Raw genomic sequence first — 17259 nt, 5'->3', positions numbered from 1 at the left:
CTTGCGTTGCTTTTCAAACCGCGTGGGGTTGCGACGAAACGATCCCCGTCGTGACGCTGTCTGTCAGCTCCAGATTTTCTTCGTCACCAAGCCCCATGAGCTCGGCCAGTCTTGCACGCGCCCTGTTGACCCGGCTCTTGACCGTGCCGACAGCGACGCCACAGGTCTCGGCAGCCTCCTCGTAGGAAAAACCTTCCGCGCCGACAAGGACAAGAGCTTCTCTTTGTTCGTCGGACAGAAGGGCGAAGGCAGTATTGAAGTCGCGCATCTGCAGGCGACCGTCGTGATCCGGCTTCTGGGCCAGATTTGCGGCGAACACGCCATCCGGGTCGCTGACCTCGCGGCGCGCCTTGCGATGGTGGGAATAGTACGTGTTCCGCAAAATGGTGAAGAGCCAGGCACGCAGGTTTGTGCCACGCTCGAATGTCTCGATCTTGCTCCACGCCTTTACGAGTGAGTCCTGCACCATGTCATCGGCAAGAGCCGAGTTTCCGGTAAGACTCATCGCGAAGGCGCGCATAGCTCCGAGATGCTCGACAAGCTCGTCGCGGGGGTCACGACTGGGCATTGTCACCTCTTTTTCCAGCGGGCGTGTCGGAAGACTCCGCCGCACGGAGCTTCGCAAGGAGGTCGGTGAACCGATCGGGCACCTCTTCCTTGGTCATATCTCCGTATGCCCGCTTCAGGTTTTCATCAATTTCTCGCTGCACTCTTGAAGTTTTCCGTTCCTGATTCATGTCGGCGTGCGTACACAGTTTTTTTGTCGATGGCAGGAACGTAACCCGGTTTGCGGCGTTTGGTTCCCAGGATGACGAAAAAAAATGGATGGAATATCGGACGATGACCACTTCGCAACCTTCGGACCTGACGAGTGTGATCGGCAGCAACCTTCCCTACCTGCGCCGCTACGCCCGGGCGCTGACCGGTTCTCAGGAACAGGGGGACAATTACGCGGCTGCCACTCTTGAGGCGATCCTGAGCGACTTCGATGGCTTTGACCGTTCGATCTCGCCGAAGGTGGCGCTGTTCAAGGTGTTCCAGACGATCTGGAACAGCACAGGCGGCGCGCTGTCCGACGGAGATTCCGGCCTTGCCGCGAAGGCGCAGAAGCACCTGTCGCGGCTGACACGCGACACGCGCGAGGCCCTGCTGCTGCACACCATCGAGGAAATGGACTTCGTTGAGGTCGGTGAGGTTCTCAACACCTCGCCGGAAGAGGCCAAGGAACTTGTCGACATCGCCTACACCGAGATGGCGAAGTCGGTTTCCGGCAAGATCATGATCATCGAGGACGAGGCGATCATCGCCATGGACCTCGAAAGCATCGTGGGCGACATGGGCCACCAGGTCACCGGCATCGCCAAGACCGAGACCGAAGCCCTCAAGCTGTTCGGCGAAGAGCAGCCGGACCTGATCCTGTCGGATATCCAGCTGGCCGACCTGTCCAGCGGCATCGACGCGGTCAACAAGATCCTTGGCGAGAACGCCTCGATCCCGGTGATCTTCATCACCGCATTCCCGGAGCGTCTGTTGACCGGCGAAAGCCCGGAGCCCGCGTTCCTGATCGCGAAACCCTACACGGAAGAACAGGTCCGCTCGGCGGTGAGCCAGGCGATGTTCTTCTCGTCGACGGAAACGCTGCGGGTCTAAACGGCCTGCCGGACAGGCACGGTCATGGGCCGTGCCTGTCGCGCAAACATCCTTCAGAATTCCAGCCGTTCGAGCGGCAGGGTCATCCTGTGCGTGAACTTGTCGTCGGCCACCTCGGTCGTGAGCGTGCCGTTCAACTGCCCTTCGATCGAGATTTTCAGCAATTGCGACCCGAACCCGCCGCCGCCAAGCGCGGCCTCGGTCCAGACGTGGCCGGTTTCCAGCCAGTCAAGCACCAGGTTCTTGTCGTCCGCAAGCCAGCGCAGATCCAGACGCCCGTCGTCCACGGACAGCGCGCCGTACTTCGCCGCATTGGTCGCAAGCTCATGCACCGCGAGCGTGACGTAGGTGACAGCCTTCGGGCCGATGGTGGTCGCATCGCCGGTGAGGGTAATTCGCGCCTCGGAGGTATGGGGTGCCAGGACCTTTGACAGCAGCTCACCGAAATTCGCGCGCTCCCCGTCGCCGGTTTTCGTGGCCTCGACCACGGGCACGATCATGTCATGCGCCACGCTCAGGGCGTCGACGCGGGCGATGATGCTGTCTGCCAGTTCGCGCGGCGTGTTCCAGCGCCGCCGTTCCAGCCGCACCATGCTCGACACCAGAGAGAACAGGTTCTTGATGCGGTGGCTCATTTCCTGCAGCAGGATCTCGCGTTCATGCGCGCCCTGACGAAGCGTGAGTTCCGCCTCTAGCATCGCGACCAGGTCTTCGAGAGCGGCGAGGTCCTCGGCGGTCCATTCGCGCGGCACGGTGTCGATGACGCAGAACGATCCCAGAACTTCGCCCGAGGGCGCATGCACCGGCACCCCGAGGTAGGCGACCACGCCCAGATCCTCGACCGCCGCGTTATGGGAGAGAATGGGATCCTCGCGGCTGTCGCGCACGACCAGCGGTTGGTCGGAGGTCACGACGTACTGGCAGAACGAATGGGTCAGTGGCGTGCCGCGTTCTTCGGCGAAAGGGCCGCTGAGGCCGCATTGCGCCTTGAAGAACTGGCGTTCGCTGTCGACGTAGGACACGAGGCTGACCGGGGCCTTCAGGATGCGGCTGGCCAGGCGTACGCAGCGCTCGTGCGCCTCGTCGGTATCCGGGGACATGACATCGGTCATCGCCAGCGCATCCAGCCGCCGCGAATCGGAGAGCCGGTCAGAGTGGGTCGACGCGTTCGTCGAGACGGCACTGGAAACGTCGGAATTTACTTTGGTGTCCATTCGGTGGCGCGACCTTCGGGCAGAAAATACATCGGACCCCTCTAACAAATTTCCGACCATGCACAAATCGGTTTGGAGCGGCATGAGGGGTGCAAAGGGATACAGGCGGAGGTTTGCTTGCGCTTGAGGCTGCGCAATTGCTGGAAAACGATATATGATGCGCGCGATAAAAGAAACCAGCCCGGGACGTGCCCGGGCTGGTTGTTGTCATTAATAAATTCAATGCTCTGTTACGGCGTGCGGCCGCGAAGCGCCCGGGCGACCATTGCCACCACGAACAGGATCAGGAAGATGACGAAAAGGACCTGTGCGATCCCGGCGGACGCCGATGCGATGCCACCGAAACCAAAGACGCCGGCGATGATCGCAACAACAAAAAAGAGCAGAGCCCAGTACAGCATTTTGATACTCCTTTGATGTGCTTGGTTCTGCCTATCAAACCCCTGTCAACCGGGAAGGTTCCGCAAATAGAGTCAGGAACCTTCCATCGTTCTGCACGTTTGTACGGCGAAAGGAGCTTCAACCATGGCTAATACAGCACCGCATACTGTTTCGTCCGATCTCCCGAACGGCTCGGCCAAGGAGAAGGAATTCGACAAGGCCCAGCAGCACGCAAAGGACGCAGCGCGTCACGCACGTGCTTCGGTCGAGGAAGCCTATGCAGAGGCACGCGACACCGCGTCCGACGCATATGATCGCGCCCGCGCCGAGGGCCGCCACGCCTACGAGACCGCGCAGGAGCGTGGCCGTCAGGCTGTTGCCGAGGGCCGCCTCGCACTTGCCGAGCGCCACGGTCAGATCGAAGCCTACGTCCGCAGCAACCCCACCACCGCCCTTCTGGGTGCGGCCGGTGTCGGCCTTGTGCTGGGCATGATCCTCAAGTCGCGTCGCTGACGCAACTTGCGCAGCGGGCACGCCGAAACGTGCCCGCCGCAACCTTATCTTCCATATCAATAAGAGAATTTCAGGGGACACGATGTCATCACGGCCAAAACAGCTTCGTCCGCGGGCAGCGCCCGGCAGATCTGCCGGTGCAACGCACTTGCCCGGACGCAGGTATGAACCCGGGCTGTCGGACATCCGGACCCGCGTTTCCAATCATCCGGCATTGAATGCCGCGCAGGGTGCCTGCCAGATCACGCCCCAGGCCTCGACACGAATGACCGGAGCTGTTCAATGAGCGAACGGGAAACCGGAATTGGCCAGATCCCGTCCTACATTTCTGCGGCGCTGCACGAAATACGCGCCCTGATCCATGTGGAAGCGCAACTCGCGAAGGCGGAAATCAGTCACAACGTCAGCAAAATGGGATCAGGGATCGGCTTCCTTGTGGTGGCCGCGATCCTTGCTCTTGTCGCATTCATGACCCTTGCGGCGGCGGCGACCATCGCGCTCTACGAGGCGGGCGTTCCGCTGCTGTGGTCCGTGCTGGCCGTGGGCCTCGTGCTGCTGATCCTCGCCGTCATCGTCGGGCTTGTCGGCAAGCGGCGGGTCAACCCCGGCTCCATCGTGCCGACGCGCACACTCAACAACATCCGCGCCGATCTCGACGCGGCAGGGGAGTTCCGCAATGCGCCGACGGATTGAAGAGCTGGAACGGGAGGCCGCGCAGCACCGCGCCAACCTCGCCGACGCGATGAACGGTCTTCGTGAATCCGCCAAACTGCCGAGCCTGACCGGTCCCGACGGCATCCTGACCTCTGACGAGGGCGCAGGTGCCGCGGCCGGCGCGCTGGAGACGGCGAAGCGTCATCCGTGGGCCGCCGCGCTGATCGGTGCGGGGCTGGCCTATACGCTGATGCCCAGCGGCAAGGACAAGGGCAAGGATGAGGACGATATCCCCGGCGGTGTCAGCGCCGAGTATCTGCGCCTTTCTCTATACGACGGGCTCGACCACCTCGACCCGCAGGCGCGCCGTCGCGTCGTCGCCAAGCGGCTGGACGCCATCGCCCTCCAAGAAGAGATCGAAGCGTCCCGCCCGAAGCCGAGCACGGCCCGCAAACTGGCAGGGTTCCCGAAGCATCATCCGCTGGTCTCTGCCGTGGCGGTTGCCGGCCTCAGCGCCGCGCTGAGCTATTTCATGTCCGGTCAGGAGCACGAGGGCGAAGAAGACCCCGACGTGCCCGAAGACATGCCTGCACGGGTGGACGAGCCCAATGTGGCCGAAGCCGTAGCACCGGACGAAAACCGGTTCCCCCGTGACCCGGCACCCCATCATCCCTCACCCCCGGAGCGCATTTGAACATGGAAACCACCTGGTCCTACACGCAGACCAAGGTGGTCGTCACCGCTCTGGCGATCATGGCAACTGTGGCACTCATCGCCGGTCTCAGGCTGGCGAGCGACTTCGCCGCACCCGTGGCCCTTGGCCTGGTGGTGGGCGTCGTGCTTGCCCCGGTCGTCAACCGGCTCAGCCGCTTCGGAGTGCCGCGCTCGCTCAGCGCGGCGCTGGCGCTGGTCATCGCGGTCGTGCTTCTTGTCCTGCTGATCTCGGCGCTCGGTCCCGTCCTGTCGGGGCTGGCCGAGCAGATGCCGAAGATCCAGCGCGAGATCCGCGAATGGATGGACGAAGCGATCCGCCTTGTGCGCGGCGTCGACAGCATCGGCCGCGAGATCGAGGAAACCCTGTCCGAAGGCGGCGAGGAAGCGGTCAAGCAGGCCATGCCCAGCCTAGTGGATGCACTGTGGATGGCGCCCAACTTTGCCGCGCAGTCGCTGATCTTCCTCGGCACGCTGTTCTTCTTCGTGCTGACCGGAGAGGACATTTACAATGTCTTTCCCCGGCAGGCGGGCAAGCTGAAGCAGGCCGACAAGGCCGTGTCGCACTATTTCATCACGGTGACGGCGATCAACGCCGGTCTCGGGCTGGCGGTGTTCGGTGCGATGATGCTGATCGGACTTCCGAACGCGATGCTTTGGGGCGGCGCGGCGTTCCTCCTGAACTTCGTGCTCTACCTCGGACCCATCGTGCTGCTGGCCTCGCTGCTGGTCGCGGGCGTCATGAACTTTTCCGGCGCCTCGATCCTGCTGCCGCCCCTGGCCTACCTGGGCCTGAACATGATCGAAGCGCAGTTTGTCACGCCTTCCCTGGTCGGCCAGCAACTGCGGCTCAACCCGCTTGTCGTGTTCCTGTCGATCCTCTTCGGGCTGTGGCTCTGGGGTCCGATCGGCGGCATCGTATCGCTGCCGTTGCTGGTGTGGACCGTCACGCTGATGGGCAAGATGTCCTTCACGTCGGCGGAGTCGAAGATGTTCAGAAGCGCCTGACAAGCAATCTTCGGGGAACCATGTTCAAGGGGCGCGCGTTGCCCTTCTGAAATCACGCTTACCCAGCGAAAAAACTCCGAGGGACGATGACCGACAGCTACGCCAGCCTGCCGCACCGCACGACACGTGACGGTGACGAACGCAAGACGGGCGTCGAAGTCGAGTTCTCCGGCCTGGGCGAAGTGCAGACCGGCGAGATCGTTGCCGAATTCCTCGGCGGCACGGCCACCGCACCGCACTCCCACGAACTGACCGTCGAAGGCACCGAACTGGGCGACATCCGTGTCGAACTGGACATTTCGCTGCGCAAGAAGGACATCCCTCTGCTGGAGCGAGGCCTGAATATGGCAAAGGCCGTGGTCCCTGTCGAGATCATCACCGAACCGCTGACCCGCAAGGAAGTCATCCGCCTCGGCGCGCTTCTGGACGAGCTGCGCCATCGCGGCGCGAGAGGGTCCCGGGCGGGCGTGCTGCTGGGTTTCGGCGTGCACCTCAACCCGGAGATCGTGGGCGCGGACGATCCGCAGACCCTGAACACCATCACCGCTTTCGGGCTGCTGGAACCGTGGCTGCGCCGGGCGGAAGACCTGGACATGACGCGCCGGCTGATGCCTTTCATCGAGACATGGCCGCATGCCTTCGTTACGCAACTGGTGAAGGACCAGCCATCGACGCTGAGGGACCTGATGTCCGTCGCGGCGCGGCATATCTCGTCGCGCAACCACGGGCTCGACCTGATGCCGCTTTTCGCGCACCACGACCGTGCGCTGTTTGACCGCATCTTTCCTGCGCAAAGCAAGCTGTCGGCGCGTCCGACGTTCCACTTCCGCCTGCCGGATTGCCGGATCGACGAAGAGGGGTGGTCGCTGGCGCGGCCGTGGAACCTCTGGGCGCGGGTGGAGCATGTCGCCAATGACGCGCACATGCTGGATACCCTTCGGACGGCGTGGCTCGAGCATAACCATTACCTTCCGGGTGCGGAGGGCCGCTGGGCCGAACGCGTCTCGAAACTGTTCCAGAGCAACGACGTATCAGAGCCGGAGGCGGTGCAATGAGCCGCCCCCTGATCGGTGTGACCACGTCTTCGCGTTCGGGATGGCGGATCTATCCGCTGGTGAACCTGAACCTTTGGCTTGCCGGTGCGCGCGGCGTGCGCTGGGGCGCGGGCCGGCCTTCGGACCTGGCCGCGGTGGATGGCGTCATCATCGGTGGCGGCGACGACATCGCGCCGGAACTCTACGGCGGGAAGATCGGCGTCTCGGCCCGGCTGGACCGTGAACGCGACCGCTTTGAAGCTGCCATTGCCGCGCAGGCCATGCAGGACAACATCCCCGTCCTCGGCATCTGCCGCGGGGCGCAGATGCTGAACGTCGCGCTTGGCGGCACGCTGGATCAAAACGCGTGGGAGACCTTCAGCGACTCCCCGATGATCAAGACGATCCTGCCCAAGCGGGAGGTCTGCGTCGTGGCCGAGACCCAGCTCGCCCGCTACGTCGGTGAACAGCCGATGAAGGTGAACGCCCTGCACACGCAGGCCGTCGACAAGCTGGGGGAGGGGCTGCGCGTCAGTGCCCGCGACACCGCCGGCATGGTGCAGGCCATCGAACGGGGGAGCGATCCCTTTGCGCTGGGTATTCAGTGGCACCCCGAGCATCTGTTTTACGCACACAGACAACGCGCGATCTTCCGCGCACTCGTTTCCGCCGCCCGGGCTTATTCCGAGCGGCGCAGCCAGACCCACGCCGTCCTGAACGAAGCCGCCTGACATTGGCGTGATGGGGTCAAGAAGGGCCGGGACAGGACGCCCGGCCCTTTCCTTTTTTCCGGCAATGACCTGCGGGTCAGGTGCCGCCGACGGTTGTAATCCGCGAAGCGCACCACAGGTCTGCATGGATCGGGGCGGGGCCGGACGCAGTTGCGCCAAAGGCCATGGAAATTCCGCCCGAATCCTGTATACAGGCCGCTTGTTATCCGAAGGACGCCTATCATGTCTGACGCACCCATCACCCAGGATCTCGTGACGATCCCGCGCAAGCTGCCGGAAGGCGGCAAGATCAACCTGGTCGGTCTGACCCGGGCCGGGCTGCGTGATGCGCTTCTGGCCATGGGCACGCCCGAGAAACAGGCCAAGATGCGGGTCAATCAGGTCTGGCAATGGGTGTACTTCTGGGGCGTCCGCGACTTCGAGTCGATGACCAACCTTGCCAAGGACTACCGCGCGAAACTGGCCGCCACCTTCGAGATTTCCCTGCCGGAGATCGTGTCGAAGCAGGTCTCGGCCGACGGCACGCGCAAGTACCTTGTCCGCATCGCGGGCGGCCACGAGGTCGAGACGGTCTACATCCCCGAGGAAGATCGCGGCACGCTCTGCGTTTCCTCGCAGGTGGGTTGCACCCTGACTTGTTCGTTCTGCCACACCGGCACGCAAAAGCTGGTCCGCAACCTGACCGCCGGGGAAATCGTCGGTCAGATCATGCTGGTGCGCGACGACCTTGGCGAATGGCCCGAGCCGGGCACCGGCACGGGCGATCAGGGGCCGCGCCTTCTGTCCAACATCGTGCTGATGGGCATGGGCGAGCCGCTCTACAACTTCGACAACGTGCGCGACGCGATGAAGATCGCGATGGACCACGAAGGTCTGTCCATGTCGCGCCGCCGGATCACGCTGTCGACCTCCGGCGTGGTGCCGGAGATCGCGAAGTGCGCCGAAGAGATCGGCTGCCTGATGGCGGTGTCCTTCCACGCCACGACCGACGAGGTCCGCGACAAGCTGGTGCCGATCAACAAGCGCTGGAACATCGCGACGCTTCTGGACGCGCTGCGGGAATATCCGAGGCTGTCGAACTCCGAACGGATCACGTTCGAATACGTGATGCTGAAAGACGTGAACGACAGCGACGAGGACGCGCGGCGGCTGGTCAAGCTGATCGCGGGCATCCCGGCCAAGATCAACCTGATCCCGTTCAACGAATGGCCCGGCTCCCCCTACGAGCGGTCCGACTGGTCGCGGATCGAACGCTTCGCCGACATCGTGCACAAGGCCGGGTATGCCTCGCCCATCCGCACGCCGCGCGGAGAGGACATCATGGCCGCCTGCGGGCAGCTCAAGTCCACCACCGAACGCGCCCGGAAATCCCGCAAGGAGATCGAGGCAGAGGTCCGTTCGGGCTGAAATCGGGCGTGATCGGGGGAAGGTGACGAGAGGGTATTGACCCTCCCCTGACTGGAACCCTTATGTGACCGGTCAGGAGGGTGAGACCCATGACCGATTTGCGATTCGAAGTCACGAAACTCAACTGCGGCGGCTGCGCCGGGCGCGCCGAACGTGCCCTTGCGGGTGCGGAAGGCGTGGACAGCGCCTCCGTCAACCTTGCGAACAAGACGGCGCAGGTCAGCGGCAGTGCCGGGGCCGCCACGTTGCAGGCGGCGCTGAAGGCGGCGGGTTATCCGGCTGCCGAGAGCCACACGCGCCTTGCCATCGACGGCATGTCCTGCGCCTCCTGCGCCGCGCGCGTCGAAAAGGCGCTGGCCGGTCAGCCGGGCGTGCTGCGTGCCTCCGTGAACCTTGCCACCGAAACCGCCGAGGTCGTGAGCCTGTCCGGGTCCACCGATGCGCCCTCGCTGGCAAAAGTCGTGACGGAGGCCGGCTACCCGGCAAAGCCCCTGCAGGATGCGGAAGCGACCGAAGACCGCCAGCAGGTCGAGCAGGCGCGGTTGAAGCGCGATCTGATCCTCGCCGCTCTGCTCACCCTGCCGGTGTTCATTGGCGAGATGGGGGGACACCTGTTCCCGCCGTTCCATCATTGGCTGACCATGACGCTGGGCCAGACGACGTGGTGGACGATCCAGTTCCTGCTGACCACCGCTGTCCTGATCGGGCCGGGACGAAGGTTCTATCGCATCGGCCTGCCGCTTTTGATGAAGGGCGCGCCGGACATGAACACGCTTGTCGCGCTCGGGACGCTGGCGGCCTGGGTCTATTCGACGGTCGCGCTTCTGGCGCCGGGGCTGCTGCCGGACACCGCGCGCGCCGTCTATTTCGAGGCCGCCGCCGTCATCGTCACGCTGATCCTGCTGGGCCGTTTCCTCGAGGCGCGCGCCAAGGGCCGGACCGGCGCTGCCATCCGCCATCTCGTCGGCCTGCGGCCCGCGACGGCCATGGTCGACCGCGACGGCACGATGACCGAGACCGCAATCGAAGAGATCCAGAAGGGCGACACGCTGCTTGTCCGCCCCGGCGAACGCATTGCCGTGGACGGGGTTGTCCTGACGGGGCGGTCCTTCGTCGATGAATCCATGCTGACCGGCGAACCCGCCCCGGTGGAAAAGGCCGAAGGTACGGTTGTGACCGGCGGTACTGTGAACGGCAACGGCACGCTGCGCTACCGGGCAGAGGCCGTCGGCAAGGACACCGTCCTGTCCCGCATCGTCGCGCTGGTCGAAGAGGCGCAGGGCGCCAAGCTGCCCATCCAGGCGCTGGCGGACAAGGTCGTGCTGTGGTTCGTGCCCGCGGTTCTGGTGCTTGCCGCGCTGACGACGCTGACCTGGCTGGTGTTCGGTCCGGGCCTGACCTTCGCGCTGGTCGCGGGCGTGTCCGTCCTCATCATCGCCTGCCCCTGCGCCATGGGGCTGGCGACGCCCGTCTCGATCATGGTCGGCACCGGCCGCGCGGCCGAACTGGGTGTGCTCTTCCGCAAGGGCGACGCGCTGCAGCGGCTCGACACGGTGAACCTGGTGGCTTTCGACAAGACCGGCACGCTGACCGAAGGCCGCCCCGAGCTGAGCCACGCCTCGGCTGCGCCCGGCTTTGACGCCGATGAGGTGCTGCGTCTCGCCGCCTCGGCAGAGCAGGGGTCCGAGCATCCCATCGCACAGGCCCTGATGCGCGCCGCGCCGGATGCGCCGCAGCCCGAGGACGTGACCGCGCTCCCGGGACAGGGGCTAGAGGCGGTGGTGGACGGACGCGCGATCCTCGTCGGTGCCCCGCGCCTCATGGCGGCGCGCGGGATCGACACGACCGCGGTTGCCGACGCGCTCGACCGGACGGCGCAGGCGGCAGAGACCCCGGTGCTTGTCGCGGTCGACGGACAGATCGCCGCCGTCTTCGGCGTGGCTGACCGGCTGAAACCCGACGCCCGCGCCGCCGTTGCCGCGCTGAGGGCGGAAGGGCTGGAGGTCGCGCTGATCTCGGGCGATGCCCGTCCTGTGGCAGAGGCCATCGCGCGCGACCTCGGCATCGCACATGTCACTGCGGAGGTCCTGCCGGAGGGCAAGCTGGACGCGCTGCGCGACCTGCAACAGCGGTTCGGCGAGGTGGCCTTTGTCGGCGACGGCATCAACGACGCCCCGGCGCTCGCCGCGGCAGAGGTCGGTCTGGCCATCGGCACCGGCACGGATGTCGCCATCGAGAGCGCCGATGTGGTCATGGCCTCGGGCCGGGTGTCCGGCGTCGTCACCGCGCACCACGTCAGCCGCCGTGTCATGCGCAACATCCGCCAGAACCTTTTCTGGGCCTTCGGGTACAACGTCGTGCTGATCCCGGTCGCTGCAGGTGTGTTCTATCCGCTGACCGGGCTGATGCTGTCACCGATGCTGGCTGCGGGGGCGATGGCGCTGTCGTCGGTGTTCGTCCTGACGAACGCCCTGAGGTTGCGCGGGTTGGGGACAGGTATTTCGGCTATGGACCGGACCAGCGCGGCCGGCCAGCCGGACATGCCAACGGCGGTGAGCGCGGCAGAGTAACGTCAGGCCGTCGCCGCGGCGGCCTCCACCGAGATCGGCAGGGCCTCGGGGGTCATCAGCTTCTCGATCCGTTCCCGGAACAGGTCCCAGTTCTGGAGCGTGGTCGAGACGGCGGCCTCCGCGTCCTGCGCCGTGATGGCGTCGGTCAGGGTGGCGTGGTGCTGCGACACCTTCCTGAGCTGCTTCTTCTCCTTCTTCTTGACCGGCTGGAAGAAGCCCTGCGTCAGGCGCGTGTGGTCGATCAGAAGGCGCCGCAGCGCCGGCATCAGGTAGGGGTTCGACGCCATGCAGGCGACCTGCGTGTGAAAGCTGTGGTTGAACAGGGCGGCGGCAGCTGCGTCTCCTTCTTCCGTCGCTGCGGCAAAGCCCGCCTGTGCGTCGCGCAGCGGCGGTAGCGCGGCTTCGCCCCGGTGCTCGGCGGCCTGCCGGGCCATCGTCGCCAGCAGCAGCGGCCCGGTCTGGAGAAGACAGCGCAACGCGGCAAGGTCCATGGCGGCGACACGGGCGCCCCGGTTGTGTTCAAGCCGTAGGTAGCCCTCTCCGCCAAGCACCTGGAAGACCTCGCGCAGCGGCGTCCGTGACAGCCCGTAGGCGGTGGCCACCTGGGTCTCGTCCAGTTCGGCACCGGGCGCGAGCTCCAGCTTCAGGATCCGCATCCGGAGATCTTCAAGACACGCGGTCTTTCTGCTGACGGTCATCGCTGTCCTCCCCGGATGTGTACGACTGGTGTACGTGAGCGGTCCGTCGTCCGTCAAATGCGGCAGCGGCCGGGCTCAGTGGCTGTGACCGGCGTGGCTGTGCTGGCGGGCGTCGGCGGCCTCCACGGCGACCTCGACCTCCAGCTCTCCGGCAGAGGTCTCGAGGATTATCTCCAGGTGATCCCCCTCTTCCAGCGGGGCGGGGAGTCCGTCGAAGGAAATCGCGATCACGTCCGGTTCAAGCGCCAGCTCTGTACCGGGGGCGACCGGGATCGGGGGCAGTGGGTCCGCCACCATGGTACCATCCGCCATGCGGAAGCCCACAAGCTGACCGTTCACGCCGTCCTCGGTCCGGGCCGAGATAATCTCGACCGGCGCGTCGCCCTCGTTGTGGAGTTCCATGTAAAGCAGCGCGTGGTCGTGGGCCGTCGCGTTGGTCCACGGATGCAGGACCTCAAGCCCGCCAACCTCGAAAAGGTGGGTTTCCTCGGCGGCGAGCGGCGTGGTCAGAAGCGCGGTGGCCAGCAGAAGGTGTTTCATGCGCGTAGGGACTCCACGATTGGGCGGGCAAGAACGATGACCGCCGGGATGAGCGACAAAACGGACGTGGCCGACAGGAAGGCCAGCGCCAGGGTGATCTCGGGCCAGCCGATGGCGGCGGTCACGAGGATGTCGGTGCGTGCCGTCACCACCTGCGACAGGACCGATGCAGCGCCAAGGCCGAAGACAAGGCCCAGGGCGGTGCCTGCCATCAGCAGCGCGACGCCATAGCCCCAGACGACGGCCATGACAAAGCGGCGGGGCGCGCCGAGCGCGCGCAGCATCGCCAGTTGCCGTTGGAACAGGCGCGACAGGATGAACAGCCCCAACAGGACGGAAGCCGCGACAAGCACCTGCGTCACCACGGACATGACCGACATGGCCTGCCGGACGTCGCCCATGACGCGATAGAGGTTGGAGAGCACGGTGCCGGGGAAGAAGGCCATCATCTCTCCCTTGCGGGTGAATTCGGAGCGCAGGGCATAGTTGGCCCACAGCTCCTTGGCGCGGACGATCACCGCCGGTGTGCCGGGGAACAGGGACGGATCGAAGGGCGGGCCGATGCGGTCCCCCTCGTCGAAGGCGTGGCCGTTGGCAAGGCCGTGCACCTCCCAGACGGTTTCGACCGGGATCAGCACGGCGCGGTCCCAGGGGGAACCCGTCCGGGGCAGAAGTCCGACCACCTCGATCTCGAACCCTTCATGCGCCTCGTCGTCGGCAGAGGCGCCGTGCCCGTGTTGCGGGGTGAAGCTGTCGCCGACTTTCAGCCCGGCGGCGGCACCCACCACGGCCTCTCCGCTTTTCTGGAAGAGGCGGCCCTCGATCCGGCCGTCCGACAGGTAGGTGACGAAGTCCGCGATGGTCCCGACAACCGGCGCGCCGTCGTAGCTGTCGCCAAAGGCGATGGGGGCGGCGATCTTCACCTGCGGGTGGTTGGCGATCAGGTCGTAGGCGGCGCCGTCCAGAAGCGGCACGTCGCTGGCCTGCAGGTAGACGGCGGCCATCATCATCGTCAGCTCGGACCCGGGCGCGCTGACAACCATGTCGAATTTCGATGCTGCACGCGCGGTGCCGACCCGCAGCCCGCGTTCCTGCGCGATCAGGCCGATACCCATGCCGACGGAGGTGGCGATCAGCAGGACAAACAGCAGGTTCGCCCAGCGGAACCGCCAGAGCAGGGCACGGATCAGCGGGAAGGGGCGGAAGCCGCGCAGCAGCAGTACGCCGATCAGCAGCAGCGGCAGCAGCAGTGCGATGGCTATCGTAATGTCCTGCGCCAGTACCGGCAGGCTGTCCCATAGGTCTCTCATCCGGTTACCTGCCCGTCTTCGATGGTCACGACGCGGTCCATCGCGTCCAGCAGGTGCAGGTCGTGACTGACCACCACCAGCGTCTTGCCGCCGTCACGGCAAAGACTGACGAGGTCGGCCACCAGCCGGTCCGCCGCGGTGCGGTCGAGCGCGGCGGTCGGCTCGTCCGCAAGGATGACCTGCGGATCGGAGGCCAGCGCCCGCGCGACCGCGACCCGCTGCCGTTCCCCGCCCGAGAAGCTCTCGACCGTGCGCGCGCCAGAGGGGACGGCCAGCCGGGACAGACGGTCCCTTGCGCGGCTCAGGATGCCCGGGCGGTTTGCGGCGGGTGCGAATTGTGCGGTCAGGGCGGCGTTGGCCTCTGCCGACAGCTCCTCGAACAGCAGGAAGTCCTGAAAGATCATGCCCATCTGCGCGGCGCGGAACGCCGTGCGGCGCTCCGGCGACAGGCTGGCGATGTCGGTTTCGCCCCATTGCACGCGACCCTTCGCATCGAGCAGACCGCTCAACGCGTTCAGGAAGGTCGACTTGCCGGCGCCCGATGGCCCGCGCACGCCCAGAAGGCCGCCCGCGGGCAGGTCAAGCTCGGGGAGCGTCAGCAGAACCCGCCCCCGGCGAGAGGCGACGGTCAGGTCACGGACGTGCAGGGCGAGACCCATGTCAGGCGCGCTCGTATGTGGCGTTCGTCAGTCGGGCCATGCTCAGGAAGCCGGTGTCGGGGTCCTTGTAAGCACCGAGGGTCAGGTCGCCGCGCACGGCAAGCTTCACGTTGAAGGGTTCGACGTCGACGATCCGCTTCGTGTAGATCGCGAGGATGTCGTCGGGCCACTCTGCCTCCGTCTCGCAAAAGGGGCAGACGGCCATCGGGCGTTTCGTCAGCACGAAAAAGCGCGACTCCGCCTTCAGCGGCGGGGCCATGAACCCTTCGAACAGGATGCGGCTGCCGGAGGCGTCCTGTGCGAACGAGGAGAAATCGCCGTTCTTCTCGTAGAGTTCGCGGATCTTGGCAGGTCCGTCGGCGGCCCGCGCGAGTGTCGGCAGAAGGAAAGGCGCGGCGAGAACGGTTGTCAGGGCGGTGCGGCGGTCCATGGTCCGTCTCCTTGGTCTGGTCTGTCTAACGTGTCCCACATGTCATGTCGGACGAACAGGGCCGCCCCGGAACAGGGCGGCCCCTCTCAGCCTGCGCGGCCGTTTATTCTGCGTCCACCGCGTGCTTCATCACGTGGAAGATCACGTTCTGCTCGATGGTGGAGTCGAGCAGATGCGACCACGGGCCCTTGGCATAGACCGACACGTCCTCGCCCGAATGGGTTTCCGAGGACATGGGGATCAGTGCCTGCTGGACGTAGTCGATGTCGGTGGCCTCTTCCTGGGTCAGATCGCCGCGCGAGCCGGTCCAGTCGTTGCTGCCGTCGGTCGGTTCCTTCAGCACGGAACCGGCGCCGTTCAGGTAGCCCAGCACGGTGTAGGGCTTGCCGTCGGCGGCGGTCAGCGGGGTGCCGTCGTTGGCCTCGCCTTCCTTCGACACGCCCATGCACAGGCCGAGGATGTCGGAGCCGCGGCCGCAGTAGCCGTTGAACGCGATGGCGTGTTCGTGGTCGGCGGTGACGATGATCAGCGTGTCGGCGTCATCGGTCATCTCGTCGGCCAGCGCCACGGCCTCGGCAAAAGCAACGCCGTCGGACAGGGTGCGGTAGGCGTTGCCGTCATGGTTCGCGTGGTCGACGCGGCCCGCCTCGACCTCGAGGTAATAGCCGTTCTCGTTCTGCGACAGGAACTCGATGGACTTGCGGGTCATGTCGGCCAGCGAGGGTTCGTCCTCGTCGGCGCGGTCGGCCTCGTATTCCATGTGGCTGTCGTTGAACAGCGCGAGGATCGGCGCATCCATGGTCAGCGCCTCGAAGCCGGCGGTGTCCTCGGCGAACTGCGCGCCCAGGCCGGTGGCCCGGTCGATCAGGTTCACGCCATCGGTGCGGCGGCCCTTGGACTGACCGTTGGTCTCGCCTTCCGGCAGGAAGAAGCGGCCGCCGCCGCCCATGGCCATGTCGATCACGCCCGCTTCCATCTGGTCGATCAGCTGGGTCGCGATGTCCTTGGAACCTGCACAGTCGCCCTCGATCTCGCCTTCCCAGTTGCGGTTGGCGGTCTTGGCGTAGACGGCCGCCGGGGTGGCGTGGGTGATACGCGCGGTCGAGACGATGCCGACCGACTTGTCCATGCCCGAGACGATCTCGGCAAAGGTGGTCAGGCGGTTGCCTTCCTCGGTGGTGCAATCGTCGTGGATCGCGTTCTCACCGAGGTTGATGAGGTTGAAGCGCTGCTTGACGCCGGTGTTCAGCGCGCCCGCGGTCGGTGCGGAGTCCGGGGTCTGGGCGTTGATGTTGTAGGTCTTGACCAGCGCCGAGTACCACTCTGGCGTCTCGTAGGGGAGGACGTTCTCTTCGCCCAGCATGCCCTTTTGCTGGCCGTCGAACAGGCGCACGGCGTAGTTGGTGCCGACACCGTTGCCGTCTGCGACAAAGACGATGACGTTCTTGGCGCGGCCGGTGTTGGGCTGGCGGGCCAGCATCGCTTCGATGTGCGACTGACCGGCGGTGTACCAGTCGGAACCGGCCTGCGGCAGGTCCATGGCATGGCTTTCGGCAAATGCGGAGGTGGCGGCCAGAATGGCGGCCATCGACACGAGGGTCTTTTTCATCGGGTTGCTCCCAGTTGGCATTCTACAGCCTGCCGATAGGGCCGCGAGGTCTCGGCAGTGTGACACCCTCGTAACGGATTCATGAAACGCAATCATTCCGCAGTCCTGCCCCACCTTGGACGCATTGGACTGCGAGAAGA

19 protein-coding genes are annotated in these 17259 nt (G+C 65.4%); 9 read left to right on the top strand and 10 right to left on the bottom strand.

The window, feature by feature from the left end; genetic code table 11:
- Positions 1 to 13: 13 nt before the first annotated feature.
- Together CDO87_RS09640 and CDO87_RS09635 are read right to left on the bottom strand one after the other, a co-directional pair.
- Entirely contained in the window at positions 14 to 568 is a 555-nt protein-coding gene (locus CDO87_RS09640) for an RNA polymerase sigma factor (protein ID WP_100928576.1), read from the bottom strand.
- A complete protein-coding gene (locus CDO87_RS09635; RefSeq protein WP_100928575.1) occupies positions 555 to 737 on the bottom strand; it encodes a NepR family anti-sigma factor in 183 nt (60 codons plus the stop codon). Before CDO87_RS09635 ends, CDO87_RS09640 begins: the two co-directional genes overlap by 14 nt.
- 103 nt (positions 738 to 840) lie before the next feature.
- Here CDO87_RS09635 and CDO87_RS09630 point away from each other — a divergent pair, with 103 nt between their 5' ends.
- A complete protein-coding gene (locus tag CDO87_RS09630; protein ID WP_100930907.1) occupies positions 841 to 1650 on the top strand; it encodes a response regulator in 810 nt (269 codons plus the stop codon).
- 53 nt (positions 1651 to 1703) lie between these two features.
- Here CDO87_RS09630 and CDO87_RS09625 read toward each other — a convergent pair whose 3' ends face one another.
- Positions 1704 to 2864 carry a GAF domain-containing protein gene (locus tag CDO87_RS09625; RefSeq protein ID WP_198521860.1) on the bottom strand — a complete coding sequence of 387 codons (1161 nt, stop codon included), beginning with the start codon at positions 2862 to 2864 and terminating at the stop codon, positions 1704 to 1706.
- A gap of 230 nt (positions 2865 to 3094) precedes the next feature.
- The gene (locus CDO87_RS09620) at positions 3095 to 3265 is read right to left on the bottom strand and encodes a DUF1328 domain-containing protein (protein WP_005858327.1); all 171 of its coding nucleotides are present in this window, start codon (positions 3263 to 3265) and stop codon (positions 3095 to 3097) included.
- Positions 3266 to 3389: 124 nt separating this feature from the next.
- Here CDO87_RS09620 and CDO87_RS09615 point away from each other — a divergent pair, with 124 nt between their 5' ends.
- From CDO87_RS09615 to CDO87_RS09580, 8 genes are all read left to right on the top strand, one after another.
- Entirely contained in the window at positions 3390 to 3758 is a 369-nt protein-coding gene (locus CDO87_RS09615) for a YqjD family protein (RefSeq protein WP_100928573.1), read from the top strand.
- Positions 3759 to 4040: 282 nt separating this feature from the next.
- Positions 4041 to 4451, top strand: a complete 411-nt coding sequence (locus CDO87_RS09610) for a phage holin family protein (RefSeq protein ID WP_100928572.1) — start codon at positions 4041 to 4043, stop codon at positions 4449 to 4451.
- Entirely contained in the window at positions 4435 to 5106 is a 672-nt protein-coding gene (locus CDO87_RS09605) for a hypothetical protein (RefSeq protein ID WP_100928571.1), read from the top strand. Before CDO87_RS09610 ends, CDO87_RS09605 begins: the two co-directional genes overlap by 17 nt.
- 2 nt (positions 5107 to 5108) lie before the next feature.
- The gene (locus tag CDO87_RS09600; RefSeq protein WP_100928570.1) at positions 5109 to 6131 is read left to right on the top strand and encodes an AI-2E family transporter; all 1023 of its coding nucleotides are present in this window, start codon (positions 5109 to 5111) and stop codon (positions 6129 to 6131) included.
- An 86-nt stretch (positions 6132 to 6217) separates the two neighbouring features.
- Positions 6218 to 7186 (top strand): amidoligase family protein, encoded by a 969-nt coding sequence (locus CDO87_RS09595; RefSeq protein WP_100928569.1) that lies wholly within the window; start codon positions 6218 to 6220, stop codon positions 7184 to 7186.
- Positions 7183 to 7896: a gamma-glutamyl-gamma-aminobutyrate hydrolase family protein gene (locus CDO87_RS09590; protein WP_100928568.1), complete on the top strand. Its 714-nt coding sequence runs from the start codon at positions 7183 to 7185 to the stop codon at positions 7894 to 7896. The genes CDO87_RS09595 and CDO87_RS09590 overlap by 4 nt, the downstream gene beginning before the upstream one ends.
- Before the next feature lie 222 nt (positions 7897 to 8118).
- Positions 8119 to 9303, top strand: coding sequence for a 23S rRNA (adenine(2503)-C(2))-methyltransferase RlmN (rlmN, locus tag CDO87_RS09585; RefSeq protein WP_404944747.1), 1185 nt, complete (start codon positions 8119 to 8121; stop codon positions 9301 to 9303).
- An 89-nt stretch (positions 9304 to 9392) separates the two neighbouring features.
- On the top strand, positions 9393 to 11873 hold the full coding sequence (locus tag CDO87_RS09580) for a heavy metal translocating P-type ATPase (protein ID WP_100928567.1): 2481 nt from the start codon (positions 9393 to 9395) through the stop codon (positions 11871 to 11873).
- Between the two features lie 2 nt (positions 11874 to 11875).
- Here the strand turns inward: CDO87_RS09580 and CDO87_RS09575 are convergent, their stop codons facing one another.
- From CDO87_RS09575 to CDO87_RS09550, 6 genes are all read right to left on the bottom strand, one after another.
- A complete protein-coding gene (locus CDO87_RS09575; protein ID WP_100928566.1) occupies positions 11876 to 12571 on the bottom strand; it encodes a GntR family transcriptional regulator in 696 nt (231 codons plus the stop codon).
- 75 nt (positions 12572 to 12646) lie between these two features.
- Positions 12647 to 13111: a copper chaperone PCu(A)C gene (locus CDO87_RS09570; RefSeq protein WP_100928565.1), complete on the bottom strand. Its 465-nt coding sequence runs from the start codon at positions 13109 to 13111 to the stop codon at positions 12647 to 12649.
- Entirely contained in the window at positions 13108 to 14421 is a 1314-nt protein-coding gene (locus CDO87_RS09565) for an ABC transporter permease (RefSeq protein WP_100928564.1), read from the bottom strand. The genes CDO87_RS09570 and CDO87_RS09565 overlap by 4 nt, the downstream gene beginning before the upstream one ends.
- Entirely contained in the window at positions 14418 to 15080 is a 663-nt protein-coding gene (locus CDO87_RS09560; RefSeq protein WP_198521859.1) for an ABC transporter ATP-binding protein, read from the bottom strand. The genes CDO87_RS09565 and CDO87_RS09560 overlap by 4 nt, the downstream gene beginning before the upstream one ends.
- A 1-nt stretch (position 15081) precedes the next feature.
- Entirely contained in the window at positions 15082 to 15510 is a 429-nt protein-coding gene (locus CDO87_RS09555; RefSeq protein WP_100928563.1) for a hypothetical protein, read from the bottom strand.
- 103 nt (positions 15511 to 15613) lie between these two features.
- Positions 15614 to 17119 (bottom strand): alkaline phosphatase, encoded by a 1506-nt coding sequence (locus tag CDO87_RS09550; protein WP_100928562.1) that lies wholly within the window; start codon positions 17117 to 17119, stop codon positions 15614 to 15616.
- Positions 17120 to 17259: the final 140 nt, after the last annotated feature.

Origin of the sequence: Sagittula sp. P11, assembly GCF_002814095.1 — a bacterium.
Taxonomy (GTDB): domain Bacteria; phylum Pseudomonadota; class Alphaproteobacteria; order Rhodobacterales; family Rhodobacteraceae; genus Sagittula.
Note: the sequence above shows the minus strand (reverse complement) of the source record. Positions and strands in the feature narration are given on the sequence as shown.